Source organism: Pseudomonas sp. GW101-3H06, assembly GCF_059424605.1.
Genome location: NZ_JBWKZO010000001.1, coordinates 2896207 through 2911872 on the forward strand (window position 1 = coordinate 2896207; position 15666 = coordinate 2911872).

The 15666-nt window shown below is 57.1% G+C and carries 12 protein-coding genes and 5 pseudogenes; 7 read left to right on the forward strand and 10 right to left on the reverse strand.

The window, feature by feature from the left end:
- The first annotated feature begins 232 nt into the window (after nucleotides 1–232).
- A complete protein-coding gene (locus AC07ZE_RS13360) occupies nucleotides 233–703 on the forward strand; it encodes a DUF1289 domain-containing protein (RefSeq protein ID WP_096510965.1) in 471 nt (156 codons plus the stop codon).
- 100 nt (nucleotides 704–803) lie between these two features.
- Here AC07ZE_RS13360 and AC07ZE_RS13365 read toward each other — a convergent pair whose 3' ends face one another.
- Nucleotides 804–1667 carry a universal stress protein gene (locus AC07ZE_RS13365; RefSeq protein WP_207265223.1) on the reverse strand — a complete coding sequence of 288 codons (864 nt, stop codon included), beginning with the start codon at nucleotides 1665–1667 and terminating at the stop codon, nucleotides 804–806.
- A 162-nt stretch (nucleotides 1668–1829) separates the two neighbouring features.
- On the opposite strand from AC07ZE_RS13365, the gene AC07ZE_RS13370 reads away from it, so the two are divergent.
- On the forward strand, nucleotides 1830–2438 hold the full coding sequence (locus AC07ZE_RS13370) for a MiaE family protein (RefSeq protein ID WP_137805598.1): 609 nt from the start codon (nucleotides 1830–1832) through the stop codon (nucleotides 2436–2438).
- A 56-nt stretch (nucleotides 2439–2494) separates the two neighbouring features.
- Here AC07ZE_RS13370 and AC07ZE_RS13375 read toward each other — a convergent pair whose 3' ends face one another.
- From AC07ZE_RS13375 to AC07ZE_RS13405, 7 genes and pseudogenes are all read right to left on the reverse strand, one after another.
- Complete coding sequence (locus AC07ZE_RS13375) at nucleotides 2495–3163, reverse strand: MipA/OmpV family protein (protein WP_207265224.1); 669 nt, start codon at nucleotides 3161–3163, stop codon at nucleotides 2495–2497.
- A 98-nt stretch (nucleotides 3164–3261) separates the two neighbouring features.
- A complete protein-coding gene (locus AC07ZE_RS13380; RefSeq protein WP_207265225.1) occupies nucleotides 3262–3750 on the reverse strand; it encodes a GFA family protein in 489 nt (162 codons plus the stop codon).
- Nucleotides 3751–3889: 139 nt separating this feature from the next.
- Nucleotides 3890–5392, reverse strand: coding sequence for a trypsin-like serine peptidase (locus AC07ZE_RS13385; protein WP_207265226.1), 1503 nt, complete (start codon nucleotides 5390–5392; stop codon nucleotides 3890–3892).
- A 141-nt stretch (nucleotides 5393–5533) separates the two neighbouring features.
- Nucleotides 5534–6151, reverse strand: a complete 618-nt coding sequence (locus AC07ZE_RS13390) for a DNA-3-methyladenine glycosylase family protein (protein WP_207265227.1) — start codon at nucleotides 6149–6151, stop codon at nucleotides 5534–5536.
- 4 nt (nucleotides 6152–6155) lie between these two features.
- Nucleotides 6156–6968 (reverse strand): isocitrate lyase/PEP mutase family protein, encoded by an 813-nt coding sequence (locus AC07ZE_RS13395; RefSeq protein WP_207265228.1) that lies wholly within the window; start codon nucleotides 6966–6968, stop codon nucleotides 6156–6158.
- 33 nt (nucleotides 6969–7001) lie between these two features.
- Nucleotides 7002–8084 carry a bifunctional transcriptional activator/DNA repair enzyme AdaA gene (locus tag AC07ZE_RS13400; protein ID WP_207265229.1) on the reverse strand — a complete coding sequence of 361 codons (1083 nt, stop codon included), beginning with the start codon at nucleotides 8082–8084 and terminating at the stop codon, nucleotides 7002–7004.
- A 188-nt stretch (nucleotides 8085–8272) separates the two neighbouring features.
- Nucleotides 8273–8599: pseudogene (locus tag AC07ZE_RS13405) on the reverse strand (LysE family translocator); the annotation flags it as partial.
- A 64-nt stretch (nucleotides 8600–8663) separates the two neighbouring features.
- Between AC07ZE_RS13405 and AC07ZE_RS13410 the strand changes: the two are divergent.
- The 3 genes and pseudogenes from AC07ZE_RS13410 to AC07ZE_RS13420 form a co-directional block, all read left to right on the forward strand.
- Nucleotides 8664–9389 (forward strand): annotated as a pseudogene (locus tag AC07ZE_RS13410) (recombinase family protein); the annotation flags it as partial.
- Nucleotides 9389–9997, forward strand: a complete 609-nt coding sequence (locus tag AC07ZE_RS13415; protein WP_310650369.1) for a lysis system spanin subunit — start codon at nucleotides 9389–9391, stop codon at nucleotides 9995–9997. The pseudogene AC07ZE_RS13410 and the gene AC07ZE_RS13415, both read left to right, overlap by 1 nt.
- A gap of 150 nt (nucleotides 9998–10147) precedes the next feature.
- Nucleotides 10148–10813: pseudogene (locus tag AC07ZE_RS13420) on the forward strand (DNA adenine methylase); the annotation flags it as partial.
- On the opposite strand, the gene AC07ZE_RS13425 reads toward AC07ZE_RS13420, so the two are convergent.
- Both AC07ZE_RS13425 and AC07ZE_RS13430 read right to left on the reverse strand, forming a co-directional pair.
- A protein-coding gene (locus AC07ZE_RS13425; protein ID WP_207265231.1) for an IS3 family transposase occupies nucleotides 10779–11929 on the reverse strand; the annotation gives its coding sequence in 2 pieces (ribosomal slippage) (nucleotides 10779–11695 and nucleotides 11695–11929; 1152 coding nt in all). The pseudogene AC07ZE_RS13420 and the gene AC07ZE_RS13425 sit on opposite strands and share 35 nt — an antisense overlap.
- 68 nt (nucleotides 11930–11997) lie before the next feature.
- Nucleotides 11998–12692, reverse strand: a pseudogene (locus AC07ZE_RS13430) (IS630 family transposase); the annotation flags it as partial.
- Between the two features lie 155 nt (nucleotides 12693–12847).
- Here AC07ZE_RS13430 and istA point away from each other — a divergent pair.
- A pseudogene (gene istA, locus AC07ZE_RS13435) lies at nucleotides 12848–13915 on the forward strand (IS21 family transposase); the annotation flags it as partial.
- Nucleotides 13916–14300: 385 nt separating this feature from the next.
- Nucleotides 14301–15656, forward strand: coding sequence for a phenylacetate--CoA ligase family protein (locus tag AC07ZE_RS13440; RefSeq protein WP_207265232.1), 1356 nt, complete (start codon nucleotides 14301–14303; stop codon nucleotides 15654–15656).
- Nucleotides 15657–15666: the final 10 nt, after the last annotated feature.

Below are 15666 nucleotides of genomic sequence, written 5' to 3' on the forward strand. Positions count from 1 at the left end.
GACTGTGCTCGTGACGCTTTGAAAACAGCTTCTAACGGACATTGGCGCCTAAAAAGGCTGGCTGATTCTACGGCAAAAAAAAATTAAAGGTAAGTCAGGCGCTATTGGACTTTGGTGGCGAACAGTCTCCAGAGTGCGACAGAGCCTCAAGCGCTGAGCTTTGAGGGGTGATCAATACCGGACAAAGGGCTAACATGCCGGCCTGTTTTGCTTTTTCGTGTTCTGCCTACCTATGCCCAATCAGACCATCAAGACGCCCTGCGTCGGCCTTTGCTCCACTGTCTACGGTGACCTGGTGTGCCGTGGCTGCAAGCGTTTCCACCATGAAGTGATTCACTGGAACGGCTACAACGAAGAAGAAAAACGTGCGGTATGGCTGCGTCTGGAGCAGCTGTTGTCCCAAGTGATGGCAGCCAAGGTCGAGATTTTCGATGCGTCGCTGCTCAGAACCCAGCTGGAGCAGCGCAAGATCCGCTTCGTGCCGCATCAGTCGGCTTATTGCTGGGCCTACCAGTTGATCGCCCGGGGTGCGCGGGTCATCAATAATCTGGAGGCCTACGGGATGGTGTTATTGCCAGAGTTCCGCGATTGGAACCTGCCTGAGTTGCGCGATGCCATTGATCGGGAGTTTTTCCTGCTGTCCGAGGCGCATTATCAGCGATATATCGCCCCCGGTTTCCTCAAGGATGCGTTTGGCGGGTGATTGTTAGAAGCTTCGCGATCGGCTCGCTCCCACAGGGAAATGCATGACAACTGTGGAGGCGGGCCTGCTCGCGAAGGCGTCCTGACAAACGCCGACAATCTCAATGCTTGTTCGCAATCTCCTCCAGATGATCCTCGATCTCCTGCGGCTTGAGCACCAGCACATCACTCTCTACCGCATCGAGCACCACTTCCGCCGTATTGCCGATCAACGTCCCGGACAACCCGCTACGCGCCACGGTGCCGATGACCGTCACTGCCGCCTGCAGTTTGTGCACCATAAACGGAATCAACACGTCCGCCGGGCCTTCTGAAATGTGCAGGTGCTCATCGTCGATGTCGAATTCCGCCTGGAACGCCCTGCACTGTTCGCGATAACGCGCCTCGATGGTTTCGCTCAGTTGCAGCGTGGCGTCCGCCGACGACAACATGGGGGAGGGGTGGGCGCTGATCACGTGCAGATGGGCCTTGGCCAGGCTGGCGATGTCATAGCCGTAATCAATGATGGTGTTGTGCAAGTGGCGGTGTTCCGGGTCCACGTTGCCAACGTCGACGGCTGCCAGGATCACTTTGTCCTTCCAGGAGCCGGCGGTTTTCACCAGCAGGACCGGCGTCGGACAGTGACGCAGCAGTTTCCAGTCTGCCGGGGTCAGCAGGGCCTTTTTCAGCGCGCTGTCGGGGAAATGCTGCTTGACCACCAGGCCGCAGCCCTCCGCCTGCTGCACATCGACGATGGTTTCATGCAGGCTCTGATTCCAGGCCTGCTCGGTGGTGACGCTGTAACCGTCCTCCAATAGCGCGGCCTTGAGCACGCTCAACATGGCGCTGTGATCGTGCTTGGGGTCGCACACCAGCAGGTGCAGGTGCGCCTGGGTCACGCCGGCAATCAGTTTGGCCCGTTTGAGCGCCAGGCTTTCCGAGTGTTCGGGTTCGATGACCACCAGAATGCTGCGTATGGCTTGCATGATCGGGATCTCCTGAAAATGAAAAAGCATGGCGTTGCACAACTATAGTTGCTGCCCTGACGCCCGGGTGTTGATACATATCAACGGTCGGCGACTGGTGGTCTGCCGGCAGGCCGGTATAATCGGCGCCCTTCGTTTTGAACCTATTATCCCGTGGGCCCCATGATCCTTCCCGAAATTCACGAGTTCCTTGGCTGTCGCACTCCCGACGGCTGGGTCCAGGCCGCGTTGGCCGATCAGGAAACCCTGCTGATCGACCACAAGAATTGCGAATTCAAGGCCGCCAGCACCGCGTTGAGCCTGATAGCTAAATATCACTCCCATGTCGACCTGATCAACATGATGTCGCGGCTGGCCCGGGAAGAGCTGGTACACCACGAACAAGTCATGCGCCTGATGAAAAAGCGCAAGATCGAGCTGCGTCAGCTGTCCGCCGGGCGTTACGCCTCGGGTCTGCGCAAGGTGGTGCGCAGCCACGAACCGGTAAAACTGGTGGATACCCTGGTGGTCGGTGCGTTCATCGAAGCACGCAGTTGCGAACGTTTCGAGGCACTGGTGCCGCATCTGGACGAAGAACTGGGCAAGTTCTACTTTGGCCTGCTCAAAAGCGAAGCCCGGCACTTCCAGGGTTACCTGAAACTGGCTTACCAGTATGGGGACGCCAAGGACATTGCGCAGGTGATCGACAAGGTTCGTGCCGCCGAGCAAGCATTGATTGAATCACCGGATGTGGAGTTTCGTTTCCACAGTGGCGTGCCGGCGGCGGCCTGATGCACTGAGAATGTAAAAAACTCTTAAAAGCATGAAACATCACTGAAAACCGGCCTTCATGGCCGGTTTTCGCTGCTTCTTGTCTCTGTCCGGGCAACTACCAGCCCGCCCTGGGTGTCATGGACCCTGAACTGACTGCGCGAGGCTTGTGCCGCGCTGACGCCATACCAGGTGCGCACATAGTCGCCATCGCCGAACTGACTGTTGAGGCTGCCCATCACCTTGCCATACTCGCCGTCATACAGCGGTGCGCTAATGCTCAGTTTCAAGCGGTTCCACGACGAACCCGTGTCATGGTCGTCAGCGTCTTTTTCCAGCGCATGCTCAAATTCCGCGCCAAGTATGAGCGGCCCCATGTGATAGGTTCCGTCCAGCCCCAGTACAGGCCGAGACTTGATCGAACCCATGCCACTGAGCTCGTCCGAGCCTTTGTACCCACGCTTGCGATCCTTGCGCACATCACTGGCGCCGATGTACACGCTGAGGCCGAAATCGTCCTCGTCAAAAGCCCAGCCCAGGCCCCGTTCGCTATCGAGGAATACGCCATATGGACTGACGATCTCGCCGCCCACCAACGGTGCGATCACTCGCTCGTCACTGCCGCTGTAGCGCGGTGCACTGGCGGCGCCGGCACGCAGACTGTAGCGCCAGTCTTCGGCATGTGAGGCAGTGGAAGGCAGGAGCAGGCAGCAGGAAGTCAACGACAGACACAATGGACGGAACATAGGGCACCCGGGGAAATCTGGATGCCCCATGCTAGGTGGCCATTGACGCGCAATCTTTGGCAGCTTTGTCGCAAAACTGTCAAAGACTGTGAAAGGGCCTAGCAGCTCAAGCCCAGGCGCTCATGCCATTGCGCGATGGACTCTTCGGGATAGTCATCGAACTGCTTGTCGTCAGGCTCGACTTCGGCCTTCACCCAGGGCGCTTTGGAACCGAGCAACAGATGGGTGTGCTCCGGCGGTACCGGCAGTGGTGTGTCGATGGCCGACGCAAACGGGTAGATAAACTCCGGCCATTCGGGGCTGAACAGCCACAAACCCGAACCGCAAACCGAGCAGAAATGCCGTTCGGCACTGCTGCGGTGAGCACGCTTTTCGCCTTCGCCCTTGAGCAGGGCATGGTAAATCGCGAGGTTCTTGCGCCCGCGTACCTTCAGGCTGTTGGCATCACCGGCAATATTGATCGCAAAACCGCCACCGCCCTGGGTCTTGCGGCAGATCGAGCAATAGCAGCGTTGATAAGGGTAGGGGTGGGCGCTGTTCAGGCTGAACGACACCGCGCCGCAATGGCAGGAGCCTTCGAGATGCATGGTGGCCTCCGGTGGCTGAAGTGATGCGGTTTAGCCTAGAAGACAGGCGGCGAAAGTGTTGACATCTTCGCGAGCCGGCTCGCTCACACCGTCGCAATGCAGTCTCCTGTGGGAGAGCGAACCGGCTCGTGATCAACCGTCAGGGCAACGCCAGCAGGTCAGCACGAACATCCGAGTAACGGCCACTCAAATCCTCATTTCTGCTGCAAAGCCTCAAGGGCAATTGCTCGGCCATAAACGTCACCTCTTCAAAGGTTTTTGTGTAATCAGTAATTTTTATCTTGCTGCAGTCGGTTTCCGCCATTGGGCCGGAGTAATAAAGTGCGCCGAAGTGGGTTGGAACCCGATAACGCCATTTGACGCTGTAATTCCAGTCGGCGCCTAAACGAATGGTGGGTTCCGGTGGCCGAACCGGCGTTCTTTCCACCAGTTGTGCTGGAGTAATCCAGACGCTTTTCATTAAAGCGGCAGTCGGTCTTTGTTCGGCGGATTCCACACCAACGACACACAGATAGTGCATGCCGACCTCTCGGCTGACAGGCGTGTCGAGCATGGCGTCCCTGGCATCAAGAGTGCCGCTGTAGTTTCGCGCAGACTTGCAATCCATGGCGTCTCTTACCGTCTTGAAGCGGTAGTAAGGAGTGCTTAACGAGAACTGTGCGTTGAGAATAGGGTCCGGGCTGTTTGCATGTTCTGGCATGGTCATATACTGGGTTGGCCAATATTTCAATTCGGTCAACTGGAAAGCAACATCGGACTTGCAGATGTTCGAGTTCTGGGTGAAAACGCCGTTGTTGAAACAACTCATTAAATAATCCACTGGATAAGCATAGTGCGTGTCGGGTGACCAAATGACTTTCCCGTTTTTTACTTCACAGGGTGCGTTTCCAAAGCACTGCTCGTCCGCCGTTGCACCGTGGGTGCTCGTCGACAGAACACTGAGGATTTCGCCGCTTTGCCTGTCAAGCACAGGGCTTCCCGAGGAACCGGGGCGTATGTCGCGGCAACTGTTTTTCAAGGAGCTGAAAAAGACCCGGTCGCCTTCCACCAGTGTGGCCGCCGTAGGCCTCTGAGAGCAGGCCGCCAAACGCAATCCGGATTGTTCCAGACCTCCGGGGGCACCAACGATCAATACATCTGAAGCGTCCTTCGACCATTGAGAGGCGAGAGCAATCGGGGTGATGCCTTGCTTGATCAGGGTATCGAGTGCGACGTCCAGTTCCATGATTGCCAGGTCAGTCTGGTAAAAATCCTTCCAGACGATGTCCTTGATGGCGTAGGTTTTATAGTGGGTGGAAGTGTCGGTGAAATAATTGAACTTTACGTTGTGTTTATCTGTTGGAGCCAGCGGGCGCTGAAGCACTCCAGGCACACAGTGTGCGGCGGTGAGCAAGTAAGCCGGGCCGACGGCCCGGGCGTTCTCGTCGCGAGTGTCTATCAGGCTGGCGGTACAGCCGGGGTCGTCGTTCCGGAATATCTTTCCAATGCCATTCCAGCGCGTGTAGTGATCATCCTGATTTTTAAGTAATACCGCGTCGGATTCATGGGTAAGGCCTTCGCCGAAGTCCGTCGCGACAATGGATGTAGAGAATATTAATGTGGCTGTTAGTGTGCATAAGGCACTCAGCTTTCCTTGTGTCATAACCGATCCCTGGTTGTTTCAATGAGTTTATTAATGCCGGTAATGAAATCGTTCATTGCCAGAGGCACAGTAAAACTGCCGGGTGTATATAGCGAGGCTTGTAACTGTTTTAAGGTATTGCGCGAAGAACGATAACGCGGTCTATCGGGTAGGCACCCGCCACAAATACCAGGAAGCTACCGTCCGGTACGGGCTCCATTCCAGTCCGATTTCGATCATCTGCTTGCGCGTCGGCTGAACCTCCAGCCCCTTGAGCCGCCGATAACCCTCGCGCACACCGAAGTCATCGGCCGGCAAAATGTCCGGTCGCTCCAGGCTGTAGATCAACAACATCTCCACGGTCCAGCGCCCCACGCCGCGCAGGGTGATCAGACGCTCGATCAGCGCCTCATCATCCATCGCCAACGCGGTGGCGTAATCCGGCACCACACCGTCCAGCGTCGCCTGGGCGATGCCCTGGATGGTGGCGATCTTGCTGGCGGAAAACCCGCAACTGCGCAGTTGATCGAAATCCGTGGCGACGATCTGCTCAGGCCTGGGAAACGAAGCCGACGGGAACAACGCCAGCAGCCGCCCGACAATTGCATCGCCCGCCTTGGCGTGCAGTTGCTGGTAGGCAATCGCCCTGACCAGCGATTCATAGGGATCTCGTGCGGCATGGGGTTGATGCAGGCACGGGCCGACCACGGCGATGTGCTGACGCCAGTCATCATCGAGTGACGATAAAAAATCAGTGGCCAGCTGGTAGCGGTCGCGCATGGGCTCAGGCTTTCCCGGACGGTTTCAACAGCGCGTTGATTTCGCCATAGGTCAGCGCCTTGATGTCGTGGCTGTCGAGTTTGCCGTTCTGCAGAAAGCTTTTGGTCAGTGACGCCATGGCGCCGTAAAGAAACTCGGCGATGCCCGAGCCAGCGCTCAGGCGACGCACGCCAAGTCCTTGCAACGCTTCAGGCGACGGCAGACCGGGTAGCCCAAGCACATTCAACGGCAGTGGCGTGCCCTGGCACAGCGCTTTGATCTCATAGTCCGACGTGACACCCGCCGCGAACAAGCCGTTGGCGCCGGCTGCCTGATACCGCGCGGCGCGCTGGAGGACTTCTGCCACGCGATCTTCGGCGGGAACCAGACTTCTGAGGTACACATCGGTGCGCGCGTTGATAAACAGATTCACATGACGCCGATCGGCGACCTCGCGAGCGGTTTCTATCTTGCGGGCAAGTAATTCGGGGGATGCGGCACCGTCTTCGATATTGATACCCACGGCCCCGGCGGCGATCACCGCGTCTACTACCTGTGCAACTCGAGCCAGATCGTCGGAGTAACCCGCCTCAATGTCCACAGTCAATGGCACCGAGATCACCCGTGCAATGGATTCGACCGTCGATACCAAGCGTTCAAGGGGCAGGGTGTTGCCATCCGGGTACCCATGAACCCAAGCCACCGCCGCGCTGCTGGTGGCCACCGCTTTGTTGCCCAGCTGCTCCACCAGCCGCGCCCCGGCGGCGTCGGCGACGTTGGTGAGGATCAGCAGACCGTCCTGATGCAATTGGTGAAATTGAGTGTCGAGTCTGTCCATCGAATTTCTTTCCTTATGAAAAACACAAGGGGATCACAATGCGAGTTGTTCGGTGAGTTGTACCGCAGCGTTTTCCAGCCTGAGCAGGAACGCCTTGCGCGGTTGGCCTCCAGCGTAGCCTGTCAACGAACCGTCGGCACCGATCACGCGATGGCAAGGCACCACAATCGAGAGGCGGTTGTGACCGTTGGCCAGGCCCACAGCGCGACTGGCGCCGGGCTTGCCCAATAGGGTGGCGATAGCACCGTAAGTCGTGGTCTGGCCGTAGGGGATTTTTGCCAGCTCGGCCCAGACCTGGCGGGAGAACTCGCTGCCGGGCATGTGCAGGGCAACGTTGAATTCGGTGCGACTGCCCGCAAAGTACTCGGCCAGTTGTTCTTCGATGTGCTGCAAATGCACGTTATGCCCCGGCGCCACGGCGTAACCGAACCGGTTTTGCAGGGCTTCGACTTCCCGGGGCAACGACGCCTGATCGAGAAACTCCAGCAACACCAGCCCACGGCGTTCGGCCATGGCGATCATCGGCCCCAGTGGCGTGGTCAGCCGGGTGAACAGCAAGGGTTCGCTGTTGGCGGCGCGACCGGGGGTGATGTGGAAGGATTTCTGGAACGCATCGCGGAAACCGCTCAGGGATTCATAGCCCGAATCGAACGCGGCGCTGTCGATGGAGTCGCCCTGTTTGATGCCATCCAATGCCATGCCCAGGCGCCGGGTGCGCAGCCAGGCATGAAAAGTCATGCCGAAATGCTGCTTGAACCAGCGCCGCAACTTCAGCGGCTCGATGCCTTCGGCCAGCAACTGGGCGTCGGTCCAGCGTAGTTCGGGGGCGGCGTCCACCGCTTTGAGCAATTTCTGCACCCAGTCCGGCGCGATGGCCGCGGCATTCAACGGTTTGCAGCGTAGGCAGGCGCGGTAGCCAGCGGACAAACATTCATCGGCATGGGCGAAGAATTCGACGTTCTCGGGCTTGGGTTTGCGCGCCGTACAGCTGGGACGGCAAAAGATCCCGGTGGTTTTCACCGCAGTGAAAAACACCCCCTCGTAGGCGGTGTCGCGCTCGAGCATGGCGCGAACCATCTCGGCGTGGGGCGGAAGCAGCGTGTGATGTAGGTTCATGGACGCAGCATAGAACGGGGCAGGGGCAGCCTCCACCGGAAAATCGACAGGGAATTCTGCTCATTCGCCATCAGATCAATGCCCCTGTGGGAGCGAGCCTGCTCGCGAAGGCGTAGTGTCAGCCACTTCAATGTTGGCTGTACCACCGCTTTCGCGAGCAGGCTCGCTTCCACAGTGGGTTTCATGTTTCAGGTGCGCCGTGCCATCAGCAGCACGGAAGCCGCCGCCGACAGCAGCCCCGCGCAGCAGCGGTTGAACATCCGCTTGCCCGACGGCTTGGCGAACCAGCGGCGCATGTGCAGGCCCATGTAGGCGTAAGCGGCGATGGCGACCCATTCGAGCGCCAGGAACAGTGCGCCCAGCACCGCGAATTGCGGCGTGATGGCGCGGGACGAATCGACGAACTGTGGCAGGAACGCAGTGAAGATCAGGATCGCTTTCGGGTTGCCTAGTGATGGGCAATGTATAATATTTTTTTTCCTTCCCTGAGACCACCGCATGCCAACGAATGGCGCAAAAGTCTACAGCTATACACGCTTCTCGGATCCGAAGCAGGCGCTAGGGCACAGTGCCGACCGACAGTTGCAATATGCCAAGGCTTGGGCGGCAGAGCGTGGTTTGGCGTTGGATGAATCGCTGTCACTGAAAGACGAAGGGTTGTCCGCATTTCATCAGCGACACATCAAACAGGGCGCACTGGGGGGTTTCCTTTTAGCTGTTGATGAGGGGCGTATCCCATCCGGATCAGTGCTCATTGTTGAGGGGTTGGACCGGTTGAGCCGAGCTGAGCCTATTCAGGCTCAGGCGCAGTTGGCGCAATTTATCAATGCCGGCATCACAGTAGTAACGGCCAGCGATGGGCGAGAGTACAACAGAGAGAAGCTCAAGGCGCAGCCAATGGATCTGGTCTACAGCCTACTGGTGATGATTCGGGCACACGAAGAGAGTGATACGAAAAGCAAAAGGGTTAAGGCAGCTATTCGAAGGCAGTGCGAGGGTTGGATAGCTGGCACCTACCGTGGACTCATCCGTAATGGTGGTGACGCGAACTGGCTTCGGTGGGATGGCACAACCTGGCAACTGATCGCAGGCCGCATCGACCTGTTTGCCGAACGATCAATCAACGCCCAAGGCTTCAAGGTCGGGCTCGACGGCGAATACCTGGTCGACTCGGTGGAGCAGGTGTTCACTCAGGCCGGCTGGAGCACGACGGTCGAGTGCAATGGCGGCAAGAAGGGCAAGGCGAAAGCCAAAGGCAAGAAAAAGCCGGCGAAGGTTCTGAAGGTTGTTCAGATCAAACAGTAGTGCCGAAGACCCACAACCGAGGAGAACCCCATGTCACTGACAGAGCAACAGCTGCAACGCATCATGCCCAACGCCCGCCGCCAAGCGGGCGTTTTTGTTTCTGCGCTCAATGCGGCGATGGTCCGCCGGCAGATCAACACACCGCAACGGCAGGCCGCATTTCTCGCCCAGGTTGGCGCTACGGCAAACAGCTCGCCGAGCAGGCGCGCCTCAACACCGAAACTCTCAATCAACTGGCCCTGGCCTCGGCCGCGCAGCAGCGTGCCGAACAAGATAAACGCCTCGCGCTCGAGCAGCGCCTGGCATCCAGTGAACAAACCCACTACCGAGCCTTGAGCGATGTCCAACGTGATCAAGATCGCCTGCGCGACCGCCTTGCCACTGCTGATCTGCGCCTGTCAGTCCTACTCGATGCCACCACCAGCGCCGGCAACGGATCGATGCCAACCTCCGCCACCACCGGCGGCATGGTTCATGGTTCCACAAGAGCCGAACTTGACCCAGCGCATGCTCAACGAATTATCGGCGTCACCGATGACGGCGACCGGGGGCTGATTGCCCTGGCAGCCTGTCAGGCATACGCCAAAGAAGTCTCAACACCGAAGTGAAAAAGAGCGGCCGATCTGGATGCGTCAACATCTGGATCGACCGCCGTTCCTGCAGATGGTCCCTGCAAGTCCAGCCAAGGCTCTTGCTCCGTGCACAAAGCGCGGCGAGCCTAGCACCTGTTTATCCATACAGTAAAGGTCTTGCTTTTTATGTCTACACCCATCATCCCTTGGATGGGCGGCAAACGCCGCCTGGCCGACCGCCTCCTTCCGCTTTTTCCGCCACACGAATGCTACGTCGAAGTCTTTGCCGGCGGAGCCGCGCTCTACTTCATGAAGCCCCAGCCATCGCCCGTGGAAGTCCTCAACGACATCAACGGCGACCTGGTCACGCTTTACCGCGTCGTGCAGAACCACCTCGAAGAATTCGTGCGCCAATTCAAATGGGCGCTCAGTTCTCGGCAGGTGTTCGAATGGCAGAAAATGACCCGCCCCGAAACTCTCACCGACATCCAGCGCGCCGCCCGATTCTTCTATCTGCAGCACCATGCCTTCGCTGGCAGGGTCTCCGGGCAGACTTTCGGGACGGCGACGACTGCCCCGGCCATCAACCTGCTGCGGATTGAGGAAAATCTCTCGGCCGCGTGGCAGCGCCTGTCCGGCACCTACGTCGAAAACCTCCCCTGGCTTGAATGCGCTGAACGCTACGACCGTGCCCACACCTTCCACTACATGGATCCCCCTTATTGGCAGACCGCCGGTTACGGTGTCGACTTTCCATTCGAGAACTACGAACGTATGGCTGACTTCATGCATCGCATGATGAATCGCCCCGGATTCTCTAGACACCTTGCAAGCTCATTGCGTAACGCTTTTCAAACTCTACCGGCGACAGCTGATTGTTGAAACCATGACGACGTTTTGCGTTGTAGAACATCTCGATGTAATCGAACACATCACTACGAGCATCTTCCCGCGTGGTGTAAATTTTCCGCTTGATCCGTTCCCGCTTTAGAAACTGGAAAAAGCTCTCGGCCACGGCATTGTCATGACAGTTGCCTCGGCGACTCATGCTGGCAACCAAATTGTTCGCCTTCAAAAAGCTGCGCCAATCGGAGCTGCTGTACTGGCTACCTTGGTCGCTATGAACCATTACCTCCTGTTTCGGTTTACGCCTCCACACCGCCATCAATAAAGCATCAATGGCTAAATCACTGGTCATCTGCGACTTCATTGACCAGCCTACAACCTGGCGAGAAAACAGATCTAGCACCACAGCCAAGTACAACCAGCCTTCATACGTACGAATGTAGGTGATGTCGGTGACCCAAACCTTGTTGGGTTCTACGACATCGAACTGGCGCTTCAGCAAATTGGGTGAGGCGACCGCTGGCTTACCGCCGTACTTTCCAGGGCGACGTCTATACCCTGTCTGAGAGCGCAGCCCTTCAAGACGCATCAGCCTCGCCACACGATGGCGACCACAGTCTTCACCGACTTCACGCAGATCGTCATGGATTTTGCGATAGCCATAAATGCCGCCACTTTCCAGCCATGAATGCTTGATCAAACCTAACAGTCGTTGGTCGTCTTTGGCGCGTGCAGATTGCGGCTCAGACAACCAGGCGTAATACCCACTGGGGTGGACTTTCAGCGTCAGGCAAAGCCGTCGAATGGAATAGTCGCCCGCGCGCTGCTTGATAAAGGCGTACTTCAGCCGCACTCCTTGGCAAAGTACGCGGCGGCCTTTTTTAAGATGTCTCGCTCTTCAGTGACGCGCTTGAGTTCCGCTCGCAGACGACGCAGTTCAGCGTGCTGATCATCGTCCTGCTGCCGTTCTTCTTGAGGTTTGCTGTAGCGCTTTATCCAGGCATAGAGGCTATGCGTCGACACGCCAAGACGTGCTGCCACATCGGCGACAGGCAGCTTCTTTTCGGTCACTTGATTGACCGCTTGGATTTTGAATTCTTCGGGGTAACGCGGGTTGCTCATGGCACCTCCTAATTGGCCTCAGTTTAAGGCAAAGAGGTGTCTACGAAACCCGGGGCGATTCAGAGTGGTTAATTCAACAACTTATTTTTTATCGCTCCCAGCTTTGCTTTGTTTACAGAACTGATGATTGATTCAGCCGTCTTGTTCCATTTGAAGGGCTTAGCCGAAAGATCATTGTGGGCCTCGATAAATTGACGAATAGCGGTTTTCAGCTCGGCCACGCTGGTGAAAACACCCCGATACAGTGCTCGCCTTTCCAGCTGCGCGAACCAGCCTTCCACGGCGTTCAGCCACGAAGCACTGGTCGGAGTGAAGTGCAGTTTGAAACGCGGGTGTTTTTACAACCATTGCTTGATGGCCGGTGTTTTGTGCGTCGAGCTGTTGTCCAGAATCACATGCAGTTCAGGCTCTGCGGGCGTCGCGCGGTCGATCTGTCGCAGGAAGGCCAGAAACTCTTTGGCACGGTGGCGTGAGTTATTCGCCCGATAACCTTTCCGGTCAGGATGTCAAAAGCGGCATATAGGCTGGCGGTGCCATGGCGTTTGTAATCATGCGTGCGTCGCTCGATCTGGCCAGGGCGTAGCGGCAGCATCGGTTGTGTGCGATCCAGTGCCTGGATCTGGGTTTTCTCATCAACCGACAGCACGATGGCGTTATCCGGCGGGTTCAAATAAAGCCCGACGGCATCGACGACCTTATCGGCAAAATGCGGATCGTTGCTGATCTTGAACGTCTTCAACCGATGAGGTTTAAGGTGAACAGCATTACGGCGCTGGGCCGGGCTTCTGATTAAAACTCGTGCTGTGTGCGTATTCCACGGCCATCCGGCCACCCCAAAGGCAGGCAGCAACGCAGGATTAATTCACTACCATCGACCTCTTTTATCGAAGCTAAGGGGTCGTCGTGGAGCGTTTATCCATGCGTAAGATTCGAGAAGTATTGCGCCTCAAATTTGAGGTCGGCCTATCTGCCCGTCAGATATCCACCAGCTTGCACGTCGGGCGAGCCACCGTCGGTGATTATCTCAATCGCTTTGCTGCCAGCGGGCTGACCTGGCCCTCTGCATTGACCGACGCTGAGCTGCAACGGCGTTTGTTTTCGCCAGCACCGACAGTTCCCAGCAATCAAAGACCGATGCCTGACTGGCCGTGGGCGCACGCCGAGTTACGCCGCCCCGGCGTGACGCTGGCTCTGCTTTGGCAGGAATATCGACTCAGCCATCCGCAGGGTTTCAAGTACAGCTGGTTCTGCGAGCACTACCGCCTCTGGACCGCCAAGGTCGATGTGGTCATGCGTCAAGAACATCGTGCGGGCGAAAAGCTGTTCGTCGACTATGCCGGCCAAACGGTGCCAGTCATCGACCGGCTGACCGGCGAGATCCGTCAAACCCAGATCTTCGTTGCCGTGCTTGGAGCGTCCAGCTATACGTTTGCTGAAGCCACCTGGTCGCAGAAACTGCCCGACTGGCTGGGCTCGCACGCTCGATGTTTTGCTTTTTTCTGCGGCGCACCGCAGATCCTGGTGCCGGATAATCTGCGCAGCGGCGTCACCAAGGCACATCGCTACGAACCGGATATCAACCCCAGTTACCGCCACCTGGCCGAGCATTACGGCGTGGCCGTGTTACCTGCCAGATCCCGCAAGCCTCGGGATAACGCCAAGGTCGAAGTCGGTGTGCAGGTGGTCGAGCGCTGGATCCTTGCGGCGCTGCGCAACCGCCAGTTTTTTTCCTTGGGCGAACTCAACGCGGCGATCGGCGTGCTGCTGGATCGGCTCAACCAACGGCCCTTCAAAAAGCTGCCCGGCTCGCGCCGCTCAGCCTTCGAAACCATCGACCAGCCCGCGCTGCAACCGCTGCCAGAGCATCCGTACGTCTACGCCGAGTGGAAAAAGATGCGAGTCCACATCGACTACCACGTCGAAGTCGACGGCCATTACTACTCGGTGCCGTACCAACTGGTGAAGCATCAGCTCGAAGTGCGGCTGGCCGGATGTTGGTGGCCTGGGTGGCCAGATGGCGTGGAATGCGCATGCTGTGGCTGGTTGTACCTGGCCGCGGTGTTGGACTTGTTTTCACGCAAAAATATGGGGTTGGGCGATGGTTCCGAACATGTCGGCGGAGTTGGTGTGCAGCGCGCTGCACTGGCCATCGCGCAGCGCCAAGTACAACACGAGTGCACCTCTTTGAGGGGCGTTAGTCGTTTACACAGGCAAACATCCGTTTTTGATGAGGTCGGCCTTACCATAAATTTTTCCCACCAACAACTGCCTAATCAGACAGGTATATGGTTTTTCGTGGCTTGTTAATGTCTGCACACCGAAAGGGCAGCCGTGATGGCGAAGAACATAAATGTCGATGAGGGAGCAAGTGATGGGTGCAAGAAAGGGGTTTGATGAGTTCACCTTAAAGTATGACGATATTCATCGGGCGTACTGGACCAATACATTAAGTGAAGACGACCTTAAGCATTGGCACGAAGAACGGCTTAACACTGTGCTCCGACACGTCAAGAGCAAATCCGTTTTCTACGGCAAGCACTTTAAAGATATCGATGTCGAAGGCGTCACGCTGGCAAATCTTTCTTCACTGCCTTTTACTACCAAGGACGATTTGAGAGAGTCCATGCTGGACATTTTGTCTGGCACGCTGGAAGACAGCATTTATTATTATGAAACCACCGGCACGACCGGCCCGGCGACGCCTTGCCCGCGAGATAAAAAAGAAAGTTACGCGAGTAACAAACAACTCGCGATGGCCTATCAGGCGGTGCTGGAGAAACATTTCCCTACGGAGAAAACCGTTGTAGGCGTCATGGGGCCGACGGAGGTACATTCGTTCGGTGACACCTTGGGTGATGTCTGTCATCAACTGGGTGTTTGTAACGCCAAAATCTGGCCACATTCCCCGGTCATTGGCTATCCTAAGACGCTCCAGTTGATGAAAGACTTGCGTATCGGCGTAGTCGCTTCGGCCCCAGGTCTGCTGCTGGCACTAGCCAAGGAGGCCGAGCGGCTGGGCCTCAACCCGCGCGAGGACTTTCATTTGCGGGCGTTCATGATGAGCGGTGAACTGTGTACGCCAGCCCTGAAGAACAACTTGTACAGCCTCTGGGGCTGTGAAGCGTACAACAGTCTTTATGGCTCCCAAGAGGCAATGATTATTGCCGCTGCCAATTCCAGCGACCAATTGATGCCTCATCGGCTCAATTACATTTTTGAGGTGTTGAACCCACAAACGGGCGAAAGTCTGGGTGACAGCGGCGACGGTGAGCTGTGTGTCACCATGCTGATCGACGGCGTGAAACCTTTGATTCGCTACCGTACTGGCGACCTGGTCTCCATTCAAAAAGCTCCGAAACAATCGATCGCCCTCGCGCAAGTGATGAAAGTGGTCGGGCGTGTCAAAGACGCCATGACCCTGAACGGCAAAGCCTTCACGGCGGGCCAGATCGAGCAGGCGCTACTTGAAGGTGTCGAGCAATGTCTGGGGTATCAAATCGTTATCAACTGCGTGAACAGCAGGGATACGGTTATCGCCAAAATGGAAATGTCCAGGTTTTACCAAGGTGATCGCAGCCAATTGACGCTGCTGATTCGAGAGCGTGTGCGTGAGCGCCTAGGGGTGGAGGCGACCATCATGATGGTCGATGACCTTGATGACCACGTGAATCTGGGCAGTTGGTTCAGCTGGAAAGAAGCACGAATTGTCGACCAGCGCAGCCGATAGTCGAGGGCCT